20 protein-coding genes are annotated in these 24797 nt (G+C 67.3%); 16 read left to right on the forward strand and 4 right to left on the reverse strand.

The genetic code is table 11. The features are described 5' to 3' along the window. Positions 1 to 392: 392 nt before the first annotated feature. The 6 genes from QW868_RS18845 (at position 393) to QW868_RS18870 (ending at position 7723) form a co-directional block, all read left to right on the forward strand. Entirely contained in the window at positions 393 to 1556 is a 1164-nt protein-coding gene (locus QW868_RS18845) for an IS110 family transposase (protein WP_315778738.1), read from the forward strand. A 915-nt stretch (positions 1557 to 2471) separates the two neighbouring features. Continuing rightward, positions 2472 to 3455, forward strand: coding sequence for a phosphotransferase enzyme family protein (locus QW868_RS18850; RefSeq protein ID WP_315736192.1), 984 nt, complete (start codon positions 2472 to 2474; stop codon positions 3453 to 3455). Between the two features lie 175 nt (positions 3456 to 3630). After that, positions 3631 to 4083, forward strand: coding sequence for a hypothetical protein (locus QW868_RS18855; RefSeq protein WP_316231180.1), 453 nt, complete (start codon positions 3631 to 3633; stop codon positions 4081 to 4083). Between the two features lie 448 nt (positions 4084 to 4531). Continuing rightward, complete coding sequence (locus QW868_RS18860; RefSeq protein ID WP_316231181.1) at positions 4532 to 5671, forward strand: RNA ligase RtcB family protein; 1140 nt, start codon at positions 4532 to 4534, stop codon at positions 5669 to 5671. Further along, positions 5668 to 6291: a peptide chain release factor H gene (gene prfH, locus QW868_RS18865; protein WP_315812417.1), complete on the forward strand. Its 624-nt coding sequence runs from the start codon at positions 5668 to 5670 to the stop codon at positions 6289 to 6291. Before QW868_RS18860 ends, prfH begins: the two co-directional genes overlap by 4 nt. Positions 6292 to 6463: 172 nt before the next feature. Then, complete coding sequence (locus QW868_RS18870; RefSeq protein ID WP_315777803.1) at positions 6464 to 7723, forward strand: Hsp70 family protein; 1260 nt, start codon at positions 6464 to 6466, stop codon at positions 7721 to 7723. Positions 7724 to 7729: 6 nt separating this feature from the next. Here the strand turns inward: QW868_RS18870 and QW868_RS18875 are convergent, their stop codons facing one another. After that, entirely contained in the window at positions 7730 to 9226 is a 1497-nt protein-coding gene (locus tag QW868_RS18875; protein WP_316231182.1) for a hypothetical protein, read from the reverse strand. After that, a complete protein-coding gene (locus QW868_RS18880) occupies positions 9223 to 10734 on the reverse strand; it encodes a hypothetical protein (RefSeq protein WP_316231183.1) in 1512 nt (503 codons plus the stop codon). Before QW868_RS18880 ends, QW868_RS18875 begins: the two co-directional genes overlap by 4 nt. A gap of 324 nt (positions 10735 to 11058) precedes the next feature. Between QW868_RS18880 and QW868_RS18885 the strand changes: the two genes are divergently transcribed. Then, positions 11059 to 11631, forward strand: a complete 573-nt coding sequence (locus tag QW868_RS18885; protein WP_315736185.1) for a GNAT family N-acetyltransferase — start codon at positions 11059 to 11061, stop codon at positions 11629 to 11631. A gap of 11 nt (positions 11632 to 11642) precedes the next feature. Here QW868_RS18885 and QW868_RS18890 read toward each other — a convergent pair whose 3' ends face one another. Next, the gene (locus QW868_RS18890; protein WP_315772755.1) at positions 11643 to 12692 is read right to left on the reverse strand and encodes an alpha/beta hydrolase; all 1050 of its coding nucleotides are present in this window, start codon (positions 12690 to 12692) and stop codon (positions 11643 to 11645) included. Between the two features lie 155 nt (positions 12693 to 12847). On the opposite strand from QW868_RS18890, the gene QW868_RS18895 reads away from it, so the two are divergent. The 8 genes from QW868_RS18895 to QW868_RS18930 all read left to right on the forward strand — a co-directional run bounded on the left by QW868_RS18895 (position 12848) and on the right by QW868_RS18930 (position 21319). Further along, the gene (locus QW868_RS18895) at positions 12848 to 14398 is read left to right on the forward strand and encodes a winged helix-turn-helix domain-containing protein (protein ID WP_316231200.1); all 1551 of its coding nucleotides are present in this window, start codon (positions 12848 to 12850) and stop codon (positions 14396 to 14398) included. Positions 14399 to 14559: 161 nt separating this feature from the next. Then, entirely contained in the window at positions 14560 to 14730 is a 171-nt protein-coding gene (locus tag QW868_RS18900; RefSeq protein ID WP_315736183.1) for a Flp family type IVb pilin, read from the forward strand. A gap of 597 nt (positions 14731 to 15327) precedes the next feature. After that, the gene (locus tag QW868_RS18905; RefSeq protein WP_316231184.1) at positions 15328 to 16845 is read left to right on the forward strand and encodes an AMP-binding protein; all 1518 of its coding nucleotides are present in this window, start codon (positions 15328 to 15330) and stop codon (positions 16843 to 16845) included. Positions 16846 to 16913: 68 nt separating this feature from the next. After that, a complete protein-coding gene (locus tag QW868_RS18910; RefSeq protein WP_316231185.1) occupies positions 16914 to 18359 on the forward strand; it encodes an FAD-binding oxidoreductase in 1446 nt (481 codons plus the stop codon). Further along, a complete protein-coding gene (locus QW868_RS18915; protein ID WP_316231186.1) occupies positions 18356 to 18799 on the forward strand; it encodes a DUF4383 domain-containing protein in 444 nt (147 codons plus the stop codon). Before QW868_RS18910 ends, QW868_RS18915 begins: the two co-directional genes overlap by 4 nt. After that, positions 18796 to 19899 carry a hypothetical protein gene (locus tag QW868_RS18920; RefSeq protein ID WP_316231187.1) on the forward strand — a complete coding sequence of 368 codons (1104 nt, stop codon included), beginning with the start codon at positions 18796 to 18798 and terminating at the stop codon, positions 19897 to 19899. The genes QW868_RS18915 and QW868_RS18920 overlap by 4 nt, the downstream gene beginning before the upstream one ends. Continuing rightward, entirely contained in the window at positions 19883 to 20188 is a 306-nt protein-coding gene (locus tag QW868_RS18925) for a hypothetical protein (RefSeq protein WP_315777811.1), read from the forward strand. Before QW868_RS18920 ends, QW868_RS18925 begins: the two co-directional genes overlap by 17 nt. A gap of 159 nt (positions 20189 to 20347) precedes the next feature. After that, entirely contained in the window at positions 20348 to 21319 is a 972-nt protein-coding gene (locus tag QW868_RS18930) for a S1C family serine protease (protein WP_315716217.1), read from the forward strand. Between the two features lie 19 nt (positions 21320 to 21338). Here the strand turns inward: QW868_RS18930 and QW868_RS18935 are convergent, their stop codons facing one another. Further along, positions 21339 to 23273: a calcium-binding protein gene (locus QW868_RS18935; protein WP_316231188.1), complete on the reverse strand. Its 1935-nt coding sequence runs from the start codon at positions 23271 to 23273 to the stop codon at positions 21339 to 21341. Positions 23274 to 23618: 345 nt separating this feature from the next. Here QW868_RS18935 and QW868_RS18940 point away from each other — a divergent pair, with 345 nt between their 5' ends. Then, positions 23619 to 24686, forward strand: coding sequence for a phospholipase (locus QW868_RS18940; RefSeq protein WP_316231189.1), 1068 nt, complete (start codon positions 23619 to 23621; stop codon positions 24684 to 24686). Positions 24687 to 24797: the final 111 nt, after the last annotated feature.

A 24797-nucleotide genomic window follows, 5' to 3' on the forward strand; every position in this document is an offset into this window, starting at 1 on the left:
CAACGAACAACAGAGTTGTAGGGGCTTAAGGGAGCAAGCGCGAGCGCTCTTGATCCCGGTCAATCCGGAGGGCGCGCCCGCGGCCGGCTGCTGCGGCATTCGGCCGCCGGGCCTTCTTCGCGAGGCGCGTTCGCCTTCACGGCCATCGGCCAACTTGAGATGCGCCGCGTCGAGACATGACTTCGCACTCTCGCGGCGCGATGGGCCCGAGCTGTGCTGATCGATCTCCTCTCGAAACGAGAGGGCGCAGGGAAGGCCGAGCCTCGGCCGAGGCCCGTGGCCCCCGTGCGGAGAAAATGCACGGGGCAGGAACCACAGATCCTATGGGGCGGCGGGTGGTCAAGAAGGGTTAGGATTGGATTTCCGAACCATCCGGCCCTCGGAGGATCAAGATGATCAAGCTCGATCGCACTGACACACCCGCCGCGGCGGAGCATGCCACGGTTTACCTCGCGTTTGAACTGAGCAAAGCGAAATGGAAGCTCGGCGTGCTGCTTCCTGGCTCGCAGAAACTGAGCCGGTACACGATCGGCGGCGGTGACTTGGCCGCCTTGGCGGCCCGGCTTGCGGACATGCGCAAGAAGGCTGCGGCTGCCGCGGGCGGCCGGCCGGTGCGCATCCTGTCATGCTACGAAGCAGGCTTGGATGGCCACTGGCTGCACCGATGGCTGAGCGGACAAGGCATCGTCAATCATGAGGTCGACCCTTCCAGCATCGAGGTGAACCGTCGTGCCCGGCGCGCCAAGACCGACCGGATCGATCTGGAGAAGCTGATGCGGGCGTTCCTCGCCCATTTGCGGGGCGAGCCTCGGGTCTGCAGCATCGTCCACGTGCCAAGCGTCGAGGATGAGGATCGCAAGCGCCGTACCCGTGAACGTGATCGCCTGATCCAGGAGTGCACGGCTCACAGCAACCGCATCAAGGGACTGCTGCACGGCCAGGGCATTCGCGACGTCCACCCGCTCGATCGCTCGTTCCTGGAAAGCCTTGCCAGCCTGCGCACTGGCGACGGTCGTCCACTGCCGGTGCGGCTCAAGGAAGAGATCGTGCGCGAACACGAGCGACTGTGCCTGGTGGCACGGCAGCTCAAGGAGCTCGAGGCCAAAAGCAAAGCCGAGCTGTGCGCCGCTCGGCCCGGCTCGCCGGAAGCCAGGATCATGCAGCTCATGGATCTCAGGAGCATCGGCCCGGTCGGCGGCCAGAAGTTGGTCAACGAGGTGTTCTATCGCGACTTCGACAACCGTCGTCAGGTCGGCAGCTACTTTGGTCTCACCGGCACGCCCTATGACAGTGGCGAGCGCAGCCGTGAGCAGGGCATCAGCAAAGCCGGCAACCGGCGCGCCCGTGAGCTCGCGGTCGAGCTGGCGTGGCTATGGACCGTTCATCAGCCGGACAGCGCACTGACACGCTGGTTCCGCGAGCGGGTGCGCGACATCAAGGGACGCATCCGGCGAATTGCCATTGTCGCTCTGGCACGCAAGCTGATGGTGGCGCTGTGGCGCTATCTGGTGACCGGCGTTGTTCCCGAAGGCGCCGTGCTGCGTCCAACTTCGTAAACGGCTGCGCGCGCCATGACAGCCGACGTGAGCCAGGACCGACGCGTGACCGTGCTGAACCGGGGGCATAAACCTCCCGCTCTCACAGAGGGGTCCCGTCTTGACTGGGCCTTACCTTCCCCCGTGCATGAAAGATCAGGGTACCGGGCCTCGCGCCCGACCGGATACAAGGTGATGCGGTCGTTCCGCATTGTCGTTCACGGCCCAATCCTCGCATCACGTCCGGCCTGCCATCGCGACACCGCGCGTTGCGGGCGCGCCATGATGGCGCCAAGCTCGGCGCGCTCAAGGCCGCTGACGCGCCGCCTCCGGCGGTGGCCTTCGGCCAGCCTTGACCGCGCCTCTCCTTGGCGCCAAAGACCGCCCCCAACAAACGACGCCCCTCTTGACAACTTACTCCCCATACAAGGATCAGCCGGATCGACCCGGCCTTCCCTGCGCGATGGTTTTCACGGCTGCTCCGCGCTCTCCCCGGGGACCGGCTTGTTTGCCCCCGTCGCTCGCAACCACGCACGAACGTGATCGCAAGCTTGGCGCCAGCTTCGGGGTGCCAGGACCACACGGCTTGACCGTCCGCCACGACATCAGTCGTCTTGCGCGCGAACGCGCCCGACCTCGCGACGGCCACCACTCCCCGCCCCCGCGTATCGTGACGACGCGTACGCCCCTCTCTGCATGAGGCGGGATGCGCGGGAGATAAGCATTATTTCCGGAAAAACGAAACAAGAATATTTTTCGCAGGCGGGCTGGACATCCGCGGCAGATTGCGCTCGCCACCTCGATCGATTTGCCCGACGGGCAGCCCGGTACAACCTGCCTACGCCAATGCGATGGATTGCTCGTGCCCGTCCCGGCTTTCACTGCGGACGGCAGCCGCCTAGGATGCCATCGTCTGCACAATCCGGAACACGCGACGTGCCCGACTTCGAGCCGATCTACACCACGACCGGCGCCGAGAGCGTGGGCCGCTTCGTGGCAACACACTACGCGCTATCAGAGCCGCTCGCGTGCCGCCTGATGAACCGCGGCTTCAACGACGTCTATCTGATTACATCCGCAACGGGCGCACGCTACGTCTTCCGTCTGTCGCATCACCGCGCCCGCGGCCCGGCCGATGTCCGCACCGAGACCGACTTCCTCGCACATCTCGCGCGCTGCGGCGTGCCGGTGGCCGCGGCGGTTCCGGCGCGCGACGGCGCGCTGTTCGTACGCGGCGAGGCGGCGGAAGGCCGCCGCGAAGGCGTGCTGTTTCACGCCATCGAGGGACGGACCCCGGAGGTCGCATCGCAGAGCGACGCGCGCGCCAACGGCGTGACGCTTGCCCGAGTGCACGCGGCGGCGATGTCCTATCGGCCCGAAGCGCCGCTCTATCTTCTGGACCTCGACCATCTGCTGCGCCGGCCGCTCGCGCGCGTTCAACAGCTCTGCAGCCTAATCGATGCCGATGACGGCGGCTTTCTCCAGGACATCGCGGAGCGAACCGCCGCACGGATCGAGGCGATGGAGGGCCTGACATGGACGCATTGTCACGGCGACTGCCACGGCTTCAATGCGCGCATCGGCGCTGGCGGCGAGGCCGTGTTCTTCGACTTCGACGACGGCGGCCCCGGCTATCTGGCCTATGACATGGCCGTGTTCCTGTGGGCCAAGCTGTCGTTCGGCCGGCGCTTTCATGCGGCGTGGCACGCCTTCGTCGACGGCTACCGCTCGGTCCGCCCGATCTCGACCGCTGATTTCGAGGCCGCGCATGCCTTCGTGATCGTCAGGCACTTCTGGCTGATGGGCGAGCAGGCCAGCCGTTCGCGCGAATGGGGTAGCGAGAATGTCCGCTGGGTCACGCAGCAGCGGGAATTTCTCGAAGGCTGGGAGGCGCAGCAGCTTGGGACGCGCTTGCTATGAGCTTGGGCGGATCGGAGGGATTGAACCGGAGAGCTCCGGCGGCCGACGCATGATCCGGCGTTCAGGCTTGCAGGGTTCGGTCCTTTCCGCGGTGACGATGACGAGAATAACGTTTCGCAATCCTTCCGCCGCGACCGAAGCAGACGCAGCACGCCCGCATCGGAGATTTTGAGCCATGACAGACACGATCGTTCAGTCACGCCGGCTGGGCATCATCGGTTGCGTGATCGGGCTTGTTGCTCTGGTCGCGGCGGTTCTGCCGCATTGGGTGCTGCCGGTGATCGATCCGCCGCCGCCGATCGACAAGGTCATCGTCGATGTCGGACATCGCGTGAAGGAGCGCCTGATGGCGCGCATCAAGGGCGTCGACTACCAGGCGCCGGTGCGCGAGACGTCTTGGACCGACCTCCTGCACCAGCAATTGCCGGTGGCCGCGGTCTCGCTCGGGTTGCTTGCGATCATTCTCGGCGTCGTGGGTCAGTTGCGTCGCGAGGAGCGGCACGTCGCGGCGATGGCGACGACCCTGGGCGGCTGCGCGATCGCCGTGCAGCTTTCCTTCTTGCTGATGGGCGCGCTGATCGTGGTGGCCATCATCTATTTCCTCGGCGATTTCCTCGCGCTGTTCTGATCGCGAGGATGCACGTGCCTGGATCTGCCGGCTGCGGGCAGATGCGCCGTTGTCCATCTTCGATGCCACCCATTCTGTGCGAGCGCAGCGAAGAATCCAGTGTGGTGCGTGGGGCCCTGGATTGCTTCGTCGCTGCGCTCCTCGCAATGACGGAGAGAAAGCGAGCTGCTCGAAAACGACGGGGCATCCGTGTCCTGTACGTCACAGCGGGACATCGGTTGAATGATGCACATTGCCAATATGATCGGGATGTGATTACTACGCGCTCCGGCGTCGAGCATTCGGCTCCGCCGCACAGGAGAGAGACGATGACTGCGATCATCCGTTGCTCCGCCAGGAGCCGCCAGGACTGATCCTCGCGTGAGGCGAGGCTTGGTCTGGCATGCGTGCGTCCGCGCGCGCTGATCGTCCCTGACCAGTTCTCCCTGTCTTTCTCCAAGGTATTTACATGGGCAATTCCCATCGCGTGGACGGCCGTGCGCCGGTCCACGGCTTCTACTCGTCCAGCTCCTGGATCGAGGGCGCCGCTGCGCGCCAGCTCGAAACGGTGGCTGACATCTGTGGCGTGCGTGCTGTCGCCGGCATGCCGGATCTGCATCCCGGCAAGTTCGGTCCCGTCGGCTGCGCCATCCTCGCCGACCATATCCACCCGGCCTTCGTCGGCTCCGATGCGGGCTGCGGCATGGCGCTGTATCAGCTCGACCTCGCTTCGCGCCGGATTCGCGTCGACAAGGCGGCCGACCGGCTGCGCGACGTCGCCACCCCCTATGACGGCGACATCGTGGGCGAGCTCGCAGCTCATCAGCTTGCGCCGTCCGACTTCGATGCGTCGCTCGGCACGATCGGTGGCGGCAATCACTTCTGTGAGCTGCAGGCGGTCGAGGAGGTGTTCGATCCGTCCTGCGGTATCGATCGCGACCGCGCTCATCTGCTGGTGCATTCGGGCTCGCGCGGCCTTGGCCACGCGCTGCTCGAACGGCACGTTGCGGAGGGTCTCAATCCGCTCGCGCCGGACAGTGAGGCTGGCCACGCCTATCTGGCAGCGCATGACCACGCGCTGCGCTGGGCGTCGCTGAACCGGCAGGTGATCGCGCAGCGGGCCGCGACGGCCTTGCGCGGTGAGGCCGATCCGGTCTGTGCGTGCTCGCACAATTGCATCGAGCATCGCACAGACGGCGTGTTGCACCGAAAGGGGGCTGCGCCGTCCGACCAGGGTCTCGTCGTCGTGCCGGGCTCGCGCGGCGCGCTGTCCTATCTGGTCGCGCCGCTCGCGTCAGCGCCAAAGGAGGCGTTGTGGTCGATCGCGCATGGCGCCGGTCGCAAGTTCGACCGGAGCTCGATGATCGGCCGTGTCGGCGCCACGCGATCGGATCGCGAGCGTCTCGCGCGCAATCCGTTCGGCGGCCGCGTGATCTGCGAGGACCGCGCGCTGCTCGCCGAGGAGGCGCCGGAGGCCTACAAGCCGATCGCCGGCGTGATCGCCGATCTCGAAGCATTCGGGCTGGCGCGCGTCGTCGCCAGCTTCCGCCCGCTGGTGACGGTGAAGAAGATCGCCGTCCAGCGGCCGCGCAGGGAGGACCGCCGATGAGACGGCTGCTCCTCACGGCGGGACGCGGTCCGGCCGAATGCCGGCTCGCGGTCGCGCATGCGCTGCGGCGGCTCGCCGACGAGGCCGAGGCGGCGGACTGCGAATGCGCGATCGCGCGAGAGCAGACCGACCGGCATGGGCCGGCCAGCGCGATCGTCGTGCTGGACGGGCCGACGGCGGCCGACCTCGCGCGGCGCTGGACGCAGGGCTCGCTGCTCTGGGTGTGCCGCAGTCCGCTGCGGCCGCATCACGGCCGCAAGAACTGGTTCGTCGGCATCGTCGATCTGCCCCTGTCGGAGCAGGTGGCGGCGTTGGCGGCCACCGACGCCCGGTTCGAGAGCTTTCGCGCCGGCGGGCCCGGCGGCCAGCACCAGAACAAGACCGAGAGCGCGGTGCGCGCAGTTCACGTGCCGACGGGGCTGGTCGCGATCGCGCGCGACGGCCGCTCCCAGCATCGCAACAAGGCGCTGGCGCTCGCGCGTCTCGCCGCATTGCTGGACGGCCGCGCCCGCCTGGCCGACGCCGGCGAGGAGCGCCTCATCCACGCGGCGCATGACCGCGTTGAACGCGGCGCAGCCGGGCTGCGCTTCGAGGGACCGGCGTTCAGGCCGGCGGGATGATCACCGGACAGCGGGGGCGTCAGCGCCCCCGGCTGCACCTTCGACAGGCAGGACGCACAGTCATCTCTCCGCCAGACGACTGCCATGCGCACCGCTCCGCACATTGGCGGATGACATCGCGCCGCCGAACGGCTAAGCGGTCCGCCCCCCCCCGGACGGAAACGAGACGAGCATGGCGGCAGCGGCCCATTGTGGCATCGACTTCGGCACTTCGAACACCACGGTCGGCCTCAGCAATTCCGCCTCCGCAGAGCTCATCCCCCTGGAGGGCGAGCAGCGGACCTTGCCGAGTGCGATGTTCTTCGATTTCGAGGATCACGGCACCCAGTTCGGGCGCAGCGCGATCGAGCGCTATCTGACCGGCCACGACGGCCGCTTCATGCGCGCGCTGAAGAGCATCCTCGGCACCGCGCTGATTCACGAGAAGACCTATATCCGGCAGAAGGCGGTGCCGTTTGCCGGCATCCTCGGCTTCTTCTTCGCGCATCTGAAGACGCAGATCGAGACGCGGCTCGGCAGGGAGATCAATCAGGTCGTGCTCGGCCGTCCCGTCCGCTTCGTCGACAAGGACGACGCGGCCGACGCGGAGGCGCAGAGCGCGCTGGAGGGCATCGCGCGCGACCAGGGTTTCAGGCACATCGCGTTCCAATACGAGCCGATCGCCGCCGCGCTCGACTACGAGCAGCAGGTCGCCCGCGAGGAGCTGGTGCTGATCGTCGACATCGGCGGCGGCACCTCGGACTTCTCGATCGTGCGCGTCTCGCCCGAGCGGCGCAGCAAGGCGCAGCGCGAGGACGACATCCTCGCCAATGGCGGCATCCATATCGGCGGCACCGATTTCGACCGGCTGCTCAGCCTGAAAAGCGTGATGCCGCATCTCGGCTATGGCAGCCTGACCGCCGACGGCAAGCGCAACCTGCCGACGCTGTATTATCACGAGCTCGCCACCTGGCACCGCATCAATCAGCTCTACAAGAGGGGCGTCATCGGCGAGCTGCGCCAGATCCGCTACGAGGCCGAGCGGCGCGATCTGGTCGACCGCTTCATCAAGGTGGTGGAGGAGCATCGCGGCCATACGCTTGCGATCGGCGTCGAGCAGGCCAAGATCGCGCTGACCGCGGCGAAGTCGCTGACCTCGGTGCTGTCGGAGAAGGACGACTGGGCCCGCATCCGCTTTACGCGCAAGGATTTCGACCGCGCCATCGCCGATTCCGTCGAACGCGTCGTCGGCACCGTGACGAAGCTGCTCGACGATGCCGGCGTCGGGGCCGCTTCCATCAACACCATCTTCCTCACCGGCGGCTCGAGCATGGTGCCGGCGCTGCGTCAGGCGATCCTGGCGCTGTTTCCGGCGGCGCGCATCGCGGAGACCGACCTGCTCGGCAGCGTCGGCATCGGGCTCGCGCTCGACGCGCGGCGCAAGTTCGGCTGAGCCCGCTCAGCGCGGTTCCGACGCCGAGGGCTGCGGGTCCTGCACCCGGAGTGTCCGCGGCCGTGGCGCGGCGCGCGGCGGAGCCGGCGCCGATCCGGGAGCGCGAGCCTGGCTGCGCTTGGCGCGAGCCGGCGGAAGGCTGGTCGTCGTTGTCGCCGCACCCGCCCATTCTCCGTCACGAATGATGCGCCAGGGCTCGGGATCGATCGGACGCGATTGCGGAGCAACGACCGCGGGCCGGCTGGCGCGGCGCCGCCGCGGCGGCTCGCTCGGCACCGGCGGAGCGACCGGACGGACCATGTCGGATGTCGTCTCGGCGGCCGGCGGCGCATCGGCGGGCATTTCGATTGGGACTGCCGCCGCGGCCGGCTCGGCCGCAACAGGCTCGGCCTGAACGGCGGGCGCAGCTTGAGGCGGCGTCTCCGCTCGCACGATCGATCCCGTGGTCTCCTCGACCGGCCCCGACTGGAACATGTCATTCGGCAGCAGCACGCCCGCAATCGCGAGTGCGGCGGCGAGGCTTCTGCCGAGCGAGATCGGCGCAGGACGCTCGCGCGGCAGCGCGGCGCTGCTGATCATCCGGCGCCCGGCATCGACGCCGACCACCGCGACAAAGGCCGCGAAGCCGAGGCTGCCGCCCACGCTGGGCAGGATCGCCGCCGCCTGGACCAGCAACGCGGTCAGCGCCACCGCGGCGACCAGCGGCTGGACCACGCCGTGCAAACGCTGCGGCGACGACATGCCGACGAAACAACCGGCAAAATACGCGTCGGACAGGCGGGCATCGTCCGGCACGAGCTGCTGCAGGATGACGAGACCGGCACAGGCCAGTGCTGCCGAGACGAAGATGCGCGCCGGCCGCCCTGCGGCCGCGACCTGCGGCAGCCTCAGCGCGAACATCGTTGCGACCATTCCGACGCCGCACAGCGCCAGCATGAGCACCGAATGATTGAGACCCTTATCGAAGCCCTGAAGGCTGGCGACGCGCAACGGCACGCCATCGGCGCCGAGCAGCGGCGCGAGACTGAGGAACAGAAACGAGCCGATCGCCGCGAGCGCGCCGAAGCGCCCGCCATAGCCGCGCAACAGCACGACGCGCAGCCGCATTTCGAGCGCGCAGACGCTGCAGAACACGAGGCCGCAGAACAGCGACAGCAGCAGGAAGGACCTGTCGACCGGAAGCCCCGACCGCGCCACGCTCTCGCTCAACGCAACGATCGGCGTCATCCCGCTGAAGCTGCCGCCATAGACCGAGGAGGAGAAGGTCGTCGGCAGCAGATCTCTGGTTCTTGCCGTGATCAGGCCGGCGCAGAGCAGCAGGGTGGCGGTGACCGACGCGAGCGCCGGGGGCAGACCCGACGTGCTCAGGTGCAGCGTCGCCAGACAGCCGAGAAAGGCACCGGCGAACGAGGCCAGCGGCACGACATTCAGCAACCGGCGCGGCCAGCGGCGAGAGCCGGGCTCGGACGACTGGTCGAGCGCGCCATCGCGGTCCGCTGTCACGGCCCCGCCAACGTCGACGGGTCCGGCCGCCACTCCGGCGCGGGCTGCACCTCATGGCGGGCCACGATGCGCGGTCGCGCCGTCGCGTGCGGCACCACCCGCGTCTGGTGGCGCTTCAGCGGCGCAGCTAGGAGCCCCGCGGCCTGACCGTCGCGAGCGATCCGCCGGGACGGGCCTGCGGAGGCCGGCGACGCGGACTGCTGGGCCGGCCCACTCGGGGGCCGCGCGGCGAGCGGATTGGCGCCCTGCGGATCCAGGATCTGAAGCGGCAGATCCGGCGCTGTGGCAGCGGCCGAGGCCGGCTCGCCGGGCACCATGCCGTCGCGCCGATCCTCGTCACGTGAGGGCATCGTGGTCCGCGCCGGCGCAGCGGCCCCGTCCGCGTTCACGAACGGACCGTTGGGCTCCGCCACCGGCCGCTGAAACATCAGCTCGCTGGAGAGCAGCACCGCGAAGATAGCGAGTGTGGCGACGAGCCCCCGCGTCCAGGCGAGGGCGGTCTGCCACGGCGATTCCCCTGCCTCGACGAACAGTCGGACCGCAGCATCCACGAAGATGACCGAGACGAAGGCGATGTATCCGAGGCTGCCGCCGACGCTCGGCAGGATGGGACCGGTGAGGATCAGCAGAGCCGTCAGCAGCACCGCCGCGGCCATCGCCTGCAGCAGGCTGCGCAGCCGCCGCGACGACGACATGCCGACGAAGCAACCGGCAGAATAGGCGTCGAGATCGGGGGCGTCGCTGGGCAGGAGCTGCAGCACCACGAGGCCGGCAAAGGCCACGGTCGCCGCAACGAAGATGCGCACCGCGCGGCGCGACCCTGCCACGGGCGCCCAACGCAAGGCGGCCATCGTCGCCAGCATGCCGACCGAGCACAACGCGAAGGTGAGCGCGATGCCGCCGAGCCCCTGCTCCAGGGCGCCGCGACGCGCGATCGGAAACAGCTCGCCCTCGGCGCCGAGCAGCGGCGCCAGACCGACGAACAGGAACGAAGCGACCGCCGCCAGCGCGCCCAGTCGTCCGCCATAACCGCGCGCGAGCCCGCCGCGCAGCCACATGTCGAGCGCGCAGCCCAGACAGAACATCAGTCCACAGAACAGCGAGAGCAGAACGAAGGCAGCGTCGAGCGGCAGGCCGGCGCGAATGACGCTGGCGTTCAACAGCGCCACGGGAGTCATGCCGACGAAGCTGCCGCCATAGGCCGACGAGAAGAACGTGCTCGGCACCAGATCCGCGGTCCGTGTCAGGATCAGCGAGGCGCACAGCAGCAAAGCCGCCGCCGCCGAGGCAATCAGCGGCGACAGCCCGGCTGCACTCAGATGCAGGGTCATCAGGCAGCCGAGGAACGCGGCGATGAACGACGCCAGCGGCGGGCAGCCGAGCTGGAACAGCTGCGAGCCGTAGAACGGCACGGCCCGGCCGAGCTGCCGATCGCGCCATGTGCGCGGATCGAAGCTCTGCTCCGCCCGCAGACGACGTAACTGACGATCCGCCGCTTTGCGCTTCATGTCCACGACACCCCGAATCGCGCCAGCCCAAGATCTGCGTGATGATCTCGCGGCAAGCGAATGGTTGACGTTCGGGCGCAACCCTGAGCCCGAGCCGGCGCAGTTTCCTGCGACGGTTGTACGCGCGCTGCATTCGCGCAGGTTGCGTGTGCTCGATTCATGCACTGCAATGCAACGTTGTGGAAGTATCGGGCTCCAGTCCGGGCGTGAAAGTTCCTGGCAACCTTAATGGCGGAGCGCGATGCGAATTATCAATGACATGCGAGTTAGACGGCGTAGCAACCCCGGCTTGCAAACGAGCTTGGTAAACGACAGCATGGCGTCATGCTCACGCCCACGTTGCATACCGCCCGTCTGATCCTGCGGCCGCTGGCCCTCGCCGATGCGCCGGCGATCCAGCGTCAGTTCGACAACTGGAACGTGATCCGCAACCTCGCGGCCGTCGTGCCGTGGCCCTATCCTCCCGACGGCGCCGAGACCTTCGTCAGGCTGCAGCTCGACAGGATCGCAGCCGGCGAGGAGCTCTATCAATGGGTGCTGGTGCTGCGCGACAGTGACGGCGAGGCCATCGGCAACATTCACTTCCGGCCGCGCATGAAGTCGGTGAAGGGCCATCGCGGCTTCTGGCTCGCCGAGCCCTATTGGAATCGGGGACTGATGAGCGAGGCGATCGCCGCCGTGAACGACTTCGCCTTCGGTCCGCTCGGCCTCGATCAGTTCACCGTCTGCAACGTCGCGACCAATGTCGCGTCACGGCGAGTCAAGCAGAAGACGGGCGCCGAGTTCGTCGGCTTCATCGAGGTCGCGCACCACAATGGCGAGACCCGCTCCGAGCAATGGATCGTGCGGCGGGAGACGTGGCTGCAACGTCAAGGGAAGCAACGCGCTCCCGCCTGAGATCGTCGGCGCTACGCGCTCGCCGTCACGTCGAGCACCGCCTGCGCAAACGCTTGCGGCGCCTCCTGCGGCAAGTTGTGGCCGATGCCGCCGGTGATCAGCCGGTGCTCGTAGCGGCCGGTGAACTTCCTGGCATAGGCTTCGGGCGCTGGATGCGGCGCGCCGTTGGCATCGCCCTCCATCGTGATGGTGGGCACGGTGATGTCAGGAAAGGTCGCGAGCTTCGCCTCCAGCGCATCATATTTCGCCTCGCCCTGCGCGAGGCCGAGCCGCCAGCGATAGTTGTGCACGACGATGTCGACGTGATCGGGATTGTCGAAGGCGGCGGCGCTGCGCGCGAAGGTGGCGTCGTCGAACGCCCATTTCGGCGAGGCCGTCTGCCAGATCAGCCTGGCGAAGTCGCGCCGGTTCTTGTCGTAGCCCTCGCGGCCGCGCTCGGTCGCGAAGTAGAACTGGTACCACCATTGCAGCTCGGCGGCCGGCGGCAGCGGCATGCGGCCGGCCTGCTGGCTGCCGATCAGATAGCCGCTGACCGAGACCATCGCCCTGCACCGCTCCGGCCACAGCGCCGCGATGATGTTGGCGGTGCGCGCGCCCCAGTCATAGCCGGCGAGGGTCGCGGTCCTGATCGCGAGCGCGTCCATCAGCGCGACGATGTCGGCGGCGACGGCGACCGGCTGGCCGCTGCGCAACGCGGTCGGCGACAGCAGCCGCGTCGTGCCGTAGCCGCGCAGATGCGGAATGATGACGCGATGGCCGGACGCGGCCAGCGCCGGCGCGACGTCGGCGAAGCTGTGGATGTCGTACGGCCAGCCGTGCAGCAGGATGACGACGGGGCCGTCGGCCGGACCTGTCTCGGCATAGCCGATGCTGATCTCGCCGGCCGTGACCTGCTTGATCGGTCCGAGCGACGTCCCCGCCCCCGGCCGGATCGCCGGCAGCTTCGTCGTCGCCTTGAAGCTCTGCGCCTGCCCAGCGCTGGAGCCGAGTTGAAAGGCCGCAACGGCGGTTCCGGCAAGGGTGAGGAAACGGCGGCGGTCGGGGTAAAGAACGGTCGGCATGGCGGAGGCTCCTGGTTCCGATGTGCGGTCCTTGTGCGCCATGCATCCGCGCGGCGCTTGGAGGAGGCATTGATTTTTCCTTGAGGCCGGCTTGATTTTGCGGATCGCGTGACGCGAGGGTGAAACCGGCTGCCGCGGCGGCCAGGGCGGTGCATGTGGTGTATTGCTTCGACGATTTCGTGCTCGATCCCGGCCGCCGCGAGCTGCGCCGCGGCGACGACCTGGTTGCGATGGAACCGCAGGTGTTCGACCTGCTCGCGTTCCTGATCAGGACGCGCGACCGCGTCGTCAGCCGCGACGACATCCTCGCCGAGGTGTGGGGCGGCCGCATCGTCTCCGAGGCGACGCTGGCGAGCCGCATCAGCGCCGCGCGGAGCGCGATCGGCGACAGCGGCGAGGCGCAGCGCCTGATCCGCACCATTCCGCGCAAGGGCGTCCGCTTCGTCGGGGAAGTCCATGAGCAGGCGGACGCAGTGCAGACGCCGGCGGCGGTTTCGGTCGCGCAAGCCTTCGACGGCCCCGCCATCGCGGTGCTGCCGTTCACCAACATGAGCGGCGATCCCGAGCAGGACTATTTCGCCGATGGGATGGCCGAGGACATCATCACCGCGCTGTCCCGCTGCAGCGGCCTCGCCGTGATCGCCCGCAACTCCTCCTTCATCTACAAGGGCAAGGCCGTCGATATCCGTGCGGTCGGACGCGAGCTCGGCGTCGGTTACGTTCTCGAAGGCAGCGTGCGCCGCGCAGGGTCCCGCCTGCGCATCAACGGACAGCTGATCGATGCGGCGTCCGGCGCGCATCTGTGGGCGGAGCGCTTCGACGGCCAGCTGGACGATGTGTTCGCACTGCAGGACCGCATCACCGAAAGCATCGTGGCGGCGATCGAGCCGACGCTCGAGCTGGCGGAAGGCGAGCGGCGCCGCGCCACGCCGCCGCTGCATCCGGACGCCTACGATCTGCTGCTGCGCGCCGCCAGCCTGCGTGACGCCTTCACGCCCGACAGCCTCGCGGCGGCGATCGCGTGTCTGGACCAGGCGCTGGCGATCGATCCCGCCTGCGCGCCCGCGATGGCGGCTTGGGCCTATTGTCAGGCGCTGCGCCACTTCCAGGGCTGGAGCGCGCCGGACGAGACCTATCGCACGGCCGCCGTCGCGCGGGCGTGGCAGGCGTGCGAGCGTGCGCCCAGCGACGCGCAGGTGCTGTGGATGGCGGCCTTCGCGATCTGGAACATGGCCGAGGACATCGCCCCGGCACGGGAGCTATTCCGCCGCTCGCTTGCCATCAACCCGAACTCGGCGATGGCGCTGACCTTGAGCGGCTGGATCGAGATCATGGCCGGACACACGGCTGCGGGACGCGCGATGATCGAACGGGCGCGGCAGCTGAACCCGCGCGATCCGCGGGGCTGGTTCGCAGCCGGAGCGCTGGCGATCTGCGCGGTGGCGGAGGACGATCTCGCAGGTGCCATTCGATGGGCCGAGATCGCGCTGGCGCAGAACCGCCGTTTCGCTGTGGCGCTCCGCGTCCTGATCGTGGCCCTGGTCGGGACCGGTGAGATGTCGCGCGCCGGCGAGGTCGCGCGTCAGCTTCTGAGCCTCGAACCGGATCTCACCGTGTCCGGGTTCCTCGAACGGATCCCGTTTCCGGCCGGAATGCTCGCCACAACCTATGCGGAGGCGCTGCGCGCAGCCGGGGTGCCGCCGTGATCTCGTTCGCGTGCAGCGGACCCTGCTGCAACTGAAATTTTCGACATGAACGGCAAAGTTGCGAAACTTGGCTGGACCTCGTTCACACTACCTTAGGTTCCATTCCGTAGTTTTGCGGAGATCGTCCCGGCGGCCATTTGCCGGACGGCGGAGGGGAATTGATGAGGAAATTGCTTCTCAAATTTTACGAGGATGAATCGGGCGCAACCGCGATCGAGTACGGCCTGATTGCGGCCGGCATCGCGCTCGCGATCATCACCATACTCAACAAGCTCGGACTGACCCTGGAAGGCATCTTCACGACCCTGACCACGAAGCTGAACGGCGGCTGATCGATCGATTGTCTGCAATGGCGTTCTCAGGATCGGAGCAATCCGGTCGCCATGGTCGGACTGGCCGGGCCTCGCGCCCGGCCTTTGTCTTTTGATATAGTTCCATTCTTCGATGGAGCGGCGCCGCAACCGACCTATCAGGGCATCGTGCTGCGTCCAGCCTGCTCGCAGGCATTCGTGCAGCGCCGGCAGGACTCGGCGCCGATCCGGCAATGGGCATGCATCCCGGCGTGCTGCTCGCATTCCTCAGCACAGAGCCGGCATCAACGTATCCGGACGCGCTGACGCCTAACTCTGTTCCCGCCTGCATCCATCATCGATTGGGCGATCAAGTTCGATCGCGCGGCGCGACCTCAATCATCTCACGATCCGCGTGACGGAATTATCACCTCACCGTGCGTCACGGCTTCCGGCATTTCATTCGCCCGCGCCTACGAGCGCCATTTCGCAGAACTGCCATCCGAAACCTTGCGGCGTGCGCGTATGGACGCACCCGTTCGGTTGAGGCACAACAGCTCTTGTCACTGACGTCGGCGGCCCGAGCCGCGGACCAAGAACGACGCGCGCAAGCAAAGCGCCGACGATGTGGAGGAATGGATGCTGATTCCGATGGCCGACGTACCGCGCTGGTATGCGGAGCGCAAACCCAGGGACAGCGTCGCGCTCCGGCACGGGACCGATACGCTGACCTGGGAGCAGCTCGAGCGCCGCGCCAATGCGCGTGCGCGCGCCTTCGCGGCCAAGGGCGTCAAGCCAGGCGACTTCGTCGCGATCGGCCTGCCCAACGGCAATGCGCTGTTCGAGACCAGCTTCGCGGTGTGGAAGTGCGGCGCGACGCCGACGTCGCTGTCGTGGCGGCTGCCGCGCGGCGAGGCCGCCGCGGTGCTCGAGATCCTCAAGCCGTCGCTGGTGGTCGGTGGCGAGGCCGACTGGAACGCGCCGAACGCGCTGCCGGCCGATTTCACGCCCGAGGGCTTTTCCGACGAGCCGCTCAGCGCGCCGGTGTCACGCTATTGGAAGGCGATGACTTCGGGCGGCTCGACCGGACGGCCAAAGGTGATCCTCGATCACCAGCCTGCGGTGACCGACACCGCCGCCGAGCCGCCGCTCGGCATTCCGAAGGGCGCATCGCTGCTCAATCCCGGCCCGCTCTATCACAACGCGCCCTTCATCGTGTCGCATTACGCGCTGTTCGCCGGCGGCAGCTTGACCGGGATGGTGAAGTTCGACGCCGAGGAGACGCTGCGGCTGATCCAGGCGCAGCACATCCAGTGGGTCAACTTCGTGCCGACGATGATGCACCGGATCTGGGCGCTGCCGGAGGCGGTCCGCAACAGCTACGACGTATCGAGCCTGAAGATGGTGTTCCACATGGCCGCGCCGATGCCGCCATGGCTCAAGGAAAGATGGATCGAGTGGCTCGGGCCCGAGCGCGTCCATGAGCTCTATGGCGGCACCGAGCGCCAGGGCCGCACCATCATCTCCGGCACCGAATGGCTGCAGCACAAGGGCTCGGTCGGCAGGATCGACGAGTCCTGCAAACTGCGCATCCTTGGTCCCGACGGCAACGATGTCGCGCCCGGCGAGAGCGGCGAGATCTACTTCCTGCCCGCTGATGGCGCCGGCAGCACCTATCACTATCTCGGCGCCGAGCCGAAGCGGCGCGCCGACGGCTGGGAGTCGCTCGGCGACATCGGCCGGCTCGATGCCGACGGCTACCTCTATCTCGGCGACCGCCTCGCCGATATGATCCTGCGCGGCGGCGCCAACATCTATCCGGCCGAGGTCGAGGCGGCGCTGATGGCGCATCCCGACATCCGCTCCTGCGTCGTCGTCGGCCTGCCCGATCCGGAGCTCGGCCAGCGCGTGCATGCGATCGTGGAGATCGACCGTGCCAAGGACGCGCAAGCCATTGTCGACGGCATGGGTGCATTCCTCGCCGACCGGCTCAGCCGCTACAAGCACCCGGAAAGCTACGAGCTGGTCGACGTGATGCTGCGCGACGACTCCGGCAAGGTCCGGCGCACCCTGCTGCGCGACGAGCGCGCGGCATGGATGAAGGATGGCCGCGACTTCCGTCTCGTGCCCGCGCGGGCGCGACCGGCAGCAGACTGACGGCACGGAAATTTTTCGAACGTTTACGATGCTGGCGTAGACTCCGTGAGGGAAGGAGACTCCGCGCCATGATGTCGAGACGACGGTTTCTGCGCACCGCGGGTACGGCCGCGGCGCTGCCCTTTGCGCGGATGCCGCGGGCGCGTGCCGAGCTGCGCACCATCCTCAACGATGCCAGCCGGCTCAACCCGACGCCGGTCGCCAGGCACGTGGTGATCAGCAAGCCCACAACCGACGATCTGATCGCGCGGCTGCGCGCCGAGCTGAAGGAGGCTGCGGCCGCGAAACGCCCGGTGACCGCGGCCGTGGCCCGGCATTCGATGGGCGGCCAGAGCCTGCCGCGCGACGGCACCGCGATCACACTCGACGGCGGCGCGATCGAGCTCGACACGGCGGCGAAGACCTATCGGACCGCGGCCGGCAACCGCTGGTGGGACGTGATCGCCGCGCTCGATCCCAAGGGCTTCTCGCCGGCGGTGATGCAGTCGAACAGCGATTTCGGCGTCGGCAGCACGTTCTGCGTCAATGCCCATGGCTGGCCGGTGCCGTACGGTCCGTTCGGATCGACGGTGAAGTCGATCCGCATGCTGCTTGCCGACGGCACCTTGGTGCAGTGCTCGCGTAACGAGAATGCCGAGCTGTTCGGCCTTGCGATGGGCGGCTACGGCCTGTTCGGCATCATCGTCGATCTCGAGGTCGAGATGGTGCCGAACCTGCTGCTCGAGCCGCGCTTCGAGCGCATGGCGCCGGAGACGTTCGCGGCGAAGTTCACGCAGAGCATCGACGGCGACGCCAATGTGAAGATGGCCTATGGCCGGATGTCGGTGTCGCGCAAGGCGTTCTTCGACGACGCCCTGCTCGTCACCTTCCGCCCTGCCCCCGATGCTCCGGCGACCCTGCCCGCGGCAGTGAGCTCCGGCAAGCTCACCGGCGTCGCCAACACGATCTATCGCGCCCAGACCGGCTGGGAGGTCGCCAAGGGCCTGCGCTGGTTCATGGAGACGCGGCTCGGCCCCGCCATCTCCGACAGCCGCTACACCCGCAACTCGTTGATGGCCGAGCCGGTCGCCAATCTGGCGCAGAAGGACATGCACCGCACCGACATCCTGCATGAATATTTCGTCGCGCCCGAGCGGTTCGGCGACTTCCTCGCCGCCTGCCGCGAGATCATTCCCAAGGCGCGCGCCGAATTCCTCAACGTCACCCTGCGCTACGTCGCCGAGGACAGGACACCCGCGCTCACGATTGCGCCGGTACGCCGCATCGCGGCCGTGATGTCGTTCTCACAGGCCACCTCGCCCGAAGGCGAGATCGACATGCTGCGGACGACGGAGGCGCTGATCGACCGCATCACCGCGATTGGCGGCGCGTTCTATCTGCCCTATCGTCTGCACGCCCGCCGCGACCAGGTCGAGAAGGCCTATCCGGCGGCCGCGCGCTTCGTCGCCGCCAAGCGGCAGTATGATCCGAACCTCCTGTTCCGCAACGCGATGTGGGACGCCTACTTCGCATGAATACATCAGCAGCAGACGGCTTCGCATTGGACCGCTACCGCATCGCCGCGCTGGCGCTCGCCATGGCGCTCCTGTTCGCCGCCGCGACCGACTACATCCCGACGTTCATCGATGCGCAGGGCCGCGTGTTCGGCCTGTTCCAGCTCGACATCTACAAGGATGCGCTGCATGTCGTCTCCGGCCTGTGGGCGCTGGCGGCGATGCTGACCCGCCGCAGCGCGCTGTTCTTCCTGCGCGTGTTCGGCACGCTGTACTTCCTCGACGGCGTGATGGGCGTGTTCACCGGCTCGGGCTATCTCGACCTCTCGATCGTCATCGACGGCATCCGCAACACCTCGTGGCTGGTGAGGGTTCTCTCCAGCCTGCCGCATCTCGCACTCGGCGCGATCGGCATCGCTGTCGGCTGGTCGCCGTGGCGCACGCAGGCCGCCGTCGCATGAGCCTGCGTCGCAAAGCGCTATATCTCGCCGGCGCCCTCGTCGCGGCCGCCGCGATCGGCATCGCCGCCACCGTGATCAGCGTCGAGACGGTCTGCGTCGCCGACGTACCGACACCCGCCGTGACCTCGGAGTTCGGCATCACCGATCCCGCTTATGCGCGATCGCAGGGTGACAGCTTCCTGACCTTTCCGGAATGGTACATCGTCCACGCCTATGCCGACCTCGCCGCGGTGACCGCGCAGGCATCGGAATCGGACTTCCACTATTTGTCGAGCATCTCCGGCTTCTGGCGCAGCCTGTGCCGCGCCACGCGGCAGGCCGCGGGCTCCGGACCCGCCACCTCGGACCAGAAGCTGACGAACTACATCATCGGCTTCAGCTTCACCGCCGAGATGGCGCTACAGGGCGCTTACGAGAAGAGCATCGGAGCGATCAGCTGGGAGACCACGAACGGCGTCAAGACGGCAGAGGACGCCTTCAACCTTGCCCTGCTGAAGGACTACGCCGCGTTCCTCTATCAGACACCCTGGTATCGGTATCCCTTCGCCGCCAAGCTCGGTGAGTTCTGGCGCGAGCCGCCCTTCGTGCCATCGTTCCGCGCGATGGAGCGGCGCGTTTCGCTCAGCCTGCAATATGCAGGGCGCGCCGCCTATGCGGCCGTCATCGGCTATGCGGCGGGCTACGATCCGGCCGTGCTGACCATCCAGAGCGTCGTCACCGGCCTGCCCGCCGCCGAGCTTGCAGTCGTTCCGGGAGTGAAGGTGATCCGCGAGGTCACGGACGCCAAGGGCGCGAAGGGCGTGCTGGTGGAGACCCAGCGCTACGCCAAGTTCGATGCCTTCGCCAAGGAGCTCGGCCGTCATGACGGTGCTTCGCTCGGCGAAATCGCAGGCAACCACCGCATCCTGGTCACGATCGTGGTCCCGCCCGGCGACGGACGGCTGGCAGCTTTCGACGGGCTGCCTATATTCAGCGTGCCGATCCAGTCCCGTCCCGGTGCCCGTCGCATCGGTGTCGACGTGCCCGTCCGGTCACTGGTTCAGGACATCACCCGTTTCGAAGCCGCGGGATATACGTTCGAACATGCCTACGACTACTGACCAGCATCCCCGATCCCGCGCCGTTCCAGTGAAGGGCGTGCTGGCAGTTGCCTTCGCCTGGTTTGCGGGCATGGCTGCCATGGCGCTGGTGATCAAGCCGGATGCGGTGGTCGTGTTCGGTCCGCCAGACCGTGTGATCCCCGCGATCGTTACCGCCGATGGAGCCTTGCTCGACGCCGGGCGTTTCCACCTCGCGGCCAGAACGGGAGCCGCCACGGTCGGCAGCCTCTACGCCGCCGGCGCGTGGCTGGTCTGGCCCCTGATCGGCAGGGGCTGCGGCCGCGGGTAGTCGGTGAAGCGCAGTTCCTCCTCGCGCGAACGCGGAGCCCTCGGAACTGGCGCCGACGCCCAAAGATGTTAAGCTCGCGTTCACGCTGTGGCCGTCACGCGACACGAAGCAGAAGCTTGGTCGATGCACCCGGGGGTATCGACAGAGCAGGAGAACGAAATGCCTTCTTTGACCGAATGGAAAGTGCCATCCGCCTTCCAGCCTCGCGCCGAAGACTATCAATATGATCTTGATCAAGCCCTGTCCTCGATCGTGGGCCTGCATGCCATCATTCCGTCCGACGCCTTCAGCGCGGAAACGCTGGGGACCGAGCGCGCCGGGAATGCCGTCGTCATCGACGACGGGCTGGTGCTGACCATCGGCTACCTGATCACCGAGGCCGAATCCGTCTGGCTGCACCCCAATGACGGACGCGTGGTCGAAGGTCATGTGCTCGGCTTCGACTTCACCACCGGCTTCGGCCTGGTACAGGCGCTCGGGTCGCTTGACCTGCCGGCGCTGCCGCTCGGCTCGTCGGCCGCTACCAAGGTCGGCGATCATGTCGTGCTCGGCGGCGCCGGTGGGCGGACGCGATCGGTCGCGAGCCAGATCATCGCCAAGCAGGAATTCGCCGGCTATTGGGAATATCTGCTGGACGAGGCGATCTTCACCCACCCCGCCCATCCGAATTGGGGCGGCACCGGCCTGCTCTCGGCCAAGGGCGAGCTGATCGGCATCGGGTCGCTGCAGCTGGAGCGCGAGCGCGACAGCAAGGACGAGCACGTCAACATGATCGTGCCGATCGATCTGTTGAAGCCGATCATCGATGATCTCAGGCGCTTCGGCCGCGTCAACAAGCCGGCGCGCCCCTGGCTCGGCATGTACGCGACCGAGGTCGACGATCGCGTCGTCGTGATCGGCGTCTCCGACAACGGTCCCGCGGCCCGCGCCGAGCTCAAGGCGGGCGACGTGATCCTCGGGATCAACGGCGACAAGGTGACGAGCCAGAGCGAGTTCTATCGCAAGCTCTGGGCGCTCGGCGCAGCCGGCGTCGACGTGCCGCTGACGGTGCACCATGAGGGCGTCACCTTCGACGTCACGATCGCCTCGACCGACCGCGCCAAGCTGCTCAAGGCCCCGCGGCTGCACTGAGGCGGCCGCGGGCCTGCGCTCACGCGTTGACGTGCCAAGCCGCCGCGATCTGGTCGTGCAGTTGCGCATCCGTCGGCAACTGTGATGCCACCGTGGGATCGAAACCCGGATGCGCCTGGGCGTAGGTCGCCATGGCCTGCACGAGCTGCGAAACGTGCGTATCGATCTCGAGACCGCCGGCCTTGATCTCCTGCAGCTGATAGGAGCCGCCAAGGAACCAGTCGGCCACCGTGACCTGCTGATGGGTGCCGAGAATGTCGATCTCGAGATCGTTGCCCGATTTGACGAACCAGAAATTGTCGGCCGTGTAGGCGGTGCCGAAATCGAGCGTGCCGGTCGGCTTCGCCAGCGACGCGACGCCATTGATGATGATGTCGTTGCCGTCACCGGGCGCGTAGACATAGGTGGCGCCGACGCCACCAACCAGGATGTTGTCGCCGGCCCCGCCCTGCAGCACGTCACTGCCCAGACCGCCGATCAGCAGATCGTCGTTGGCGGTCCCGAACAGCATGTCGTTGCCGCCGCCCGCGATCAGCAGCGCACCATCGGTTGCAGCAATGGTCGCGCCCGACACTGGATCGATCGTCACCGTTGTCGCCGCGTCGCTCAAGGCTGCGCTGAGCCAGTCGAGATTGTCGGTCTTGCCGCCCCAGAGCACGCCGATCGCCATGTCGATCAGGCCAGCATCCTCGCTGTCGAAGCTGGCGACGGCATCGATGAGCGCGACCTTGCCCAGGATGTCGACCGCCGATCCCGTGTCCCAGCGCGACCACAGATCGGATGACAGGTCGGCGACCAGCAGGTTCTTGGCCGTGTCCTGATAGAGGATGCCGTGCTCGTGGCCGATCAGGCCGGGCGTCGTCGACATCACCTCGTCATGGTTCTGCGCCAGCAGCGCCGAATACTCGACCACGATCTCGGCCAGCGCCTTCTCGACCCCGCCATCTTTCAGATAGGTCGCAGCCGAGGTTGCAGTCACGCTGTTGCCGAGCACGCCGCCGCCGTTGAACAGGGCCTGCACGGCGCTGTTGCCGTAGCCGCTGGCGTCGGTCACCGCCGAATAGGCGATCATGTCCTTCATCTTGTCGGACGGCGCGCCTTCCCCGCTCACACCGGCCGCGGGAATGCCGACGGCCGAAGCAATCGCGTCATCCTGCAGCGGCGCCAGCAGCACAGCCGCCGCCTTCTTCCAATCCTGGGCACCGTTGTCACTCGCCCATTGCATCATCGTCAGCAGCGCGATCGAGTGCAGGCTGACCGGATCCAGACCGAGATCCGTGCCCGCGCCGAGCACGGTCTTCTGCTCGGACGAGATGCCGATCGCAGCATCGGCAATGGCGAGCGCGCCGGCGACCGGTCCGAGCTGCAGCAACGCCAGGGGTGCTTCCAGCACGGGCGCCGCGGCTCGGACATATTGCAGGATCTCGCCGGCGACGGAGACCATATGGATGTCGGAATAGCGCTCGACGGGGTGCGACGTCAGCGCGCCCCAGAAGCCGTGCAGCTGATCGTAACGGACCTCGGCGGCGAACTCGAACGGCATCGCGTCGTAGGCGTAGACCACCTTGTCGTTGAGCGCAGCGATGTAGCCGGCAAGTCCGCCGCCCAACGAATGGCCGGTCAGCGAGACGTTCGATGTCGCCCATTTCTTGTAGTAGGCTTCCGCATCCGGGAACTGCGTCGGCCAGCCGGTCAGACCGGCGCCGCCAAGCCACGACGGCACGTCGGCGAGACTGTCGGTGCCGCGAAACGAAATGATCCGTGTCGATGGATCGCTCGCGAGCTGATAGGTCGCGGCCTCGAAATTGTCGGCGGTCGAGGTCACGCTCGCCGCCACCAGCTCATAGCTCCCGATACGGTTGAAATTGACCACAAGCGTCGGGTTGACGCCTCTGTTGTAGACGTCCATGGCGAGCACCGCGTTGATCAACGCGGCCGACGGCGACTTGGTCATGATGCGAATCCCCCCTCGGCAACCGATCGGCAGTTTTGACCCAGGGCGGAGATCCACGAGGAACCCTCCGCTGCGCCGCCGGCTCTCACCAAGTGCGACATCGCGCCCGAATTTTGTCAACCAACTATCGTCTCCGCGTGTATTCGCGCGCGACTCACCTGCCGCGCGCGATGGCAGCCTCCGCGCTGTGTTGACTTGCAGGAGCCGCATCGCGAGATTGTGGCTTCGCGGAGCGAACACGCGTTCGGAAAATGGTCATTGCCCGGACGTCCGATTTTGCGTTGCATGACAGCGCTCGCCGGCAAGCAGACGAGACGGCCAGACCCGCGTACCAAGGAGACCTGCATGACGGATGCCGTGGTGGATGACATTCTCATCGTGTTGCCGCCACTGCTGCAGACGCTCGAAGCCCTGTCCCACGTTGCACGCTACCTGAACCCGCCGGATTTCGATCGCGTGATGGCTGATGTCGGCGATCCCGAGCGGACGCTGCACACGGCGCGGATTCATCTCACGTCGTGGCCGGCGGACTTCGCCCATATCCGTATCGCCTTCGACACCGCGGCGGACGCCGCGCTGATGTCGTTTGCCGGCCTGCGCGCCGTTCAGCGCGGTGAGGGCGACCTGGTCGATGTGTTCAGGGCCCTTCGTCAATTGCCACGCGCACTCGAGGCGCTGTTTCCACTGGCAGCGACGCTGCCGCCGCTGAGCGAATTCTTCCTCGATCCCGCCGTCGATGGCGACAACGGGCTGCGCCAGTTGCTGGCCGCTTCTTCTGCAGGCAAGGACGCCGTGTTTCACGACCACAACGAGATCGGCAATCGCGGCGGCTTTTCGCTGTATGTGCCGGAATACTACACGGCGGACAGGGCTTGGCCGCTGGTCATGGCGCTGCATGGCGGCAGCGGCAACGGCCGCGACTTTCTCTGGAGCTGGCTGCGCGCCGCGCGCAGCCTCGGCGCCATCCTGATCGCCCCCACCGCGGCAGGACCGACCTGGGCGCTGATGGGCGACGACGCCGATACGCCGAACCTCCTGCGCATTCTCGACCTCGTCCGCAGCCGCGTCGCGATCGATCCCGCCCGCATGCTCCTGACCGGGATGAGCGACGGTGGCACGTTCTGCTACGTCAGCGGATTGGCCGCAGGCTCGCCGTTCACGCATCTTGCGCCGGTGGCCGCGACGTTCCATCCCCTGATGGCGGAGATCGCCGACCGGGACCGTCTGCGCGGCCTGCCGATCCAGATCGTGCACGGCCGGCTCGACTGGATGTTCCCGGTCGAGATCGCGAGGCATACGGCCGACGCCCTGGCCAAGGCCGGCGCCGACGTCGCCTATCGCGAGATCGACGATCTCAGCCATTGCTATCCGCGCGAGGCCAATGTCGAGCTGCTGCGCTGGCTGTTGCGCTGAGCTTGCCTCTCCTTGCTACGACATGGCTGATCGGCAATGCCGCCGACACAATGTCGGCGGATTTTGTCCGCATTGGTCCTGCTCGGTCATACAGCGGGGGCGCTGCACACG

The sequence above is a fragment of the Bradyrhizobium sp. SZCCHNR1051 genome (assembly GCF_032489615.1).
Lineage (GTDB): Bacteria > Pseudomonadota > Alphaproteobacteria > Rhizobiales > Xanthobacteraceae > Bradyrhizobium.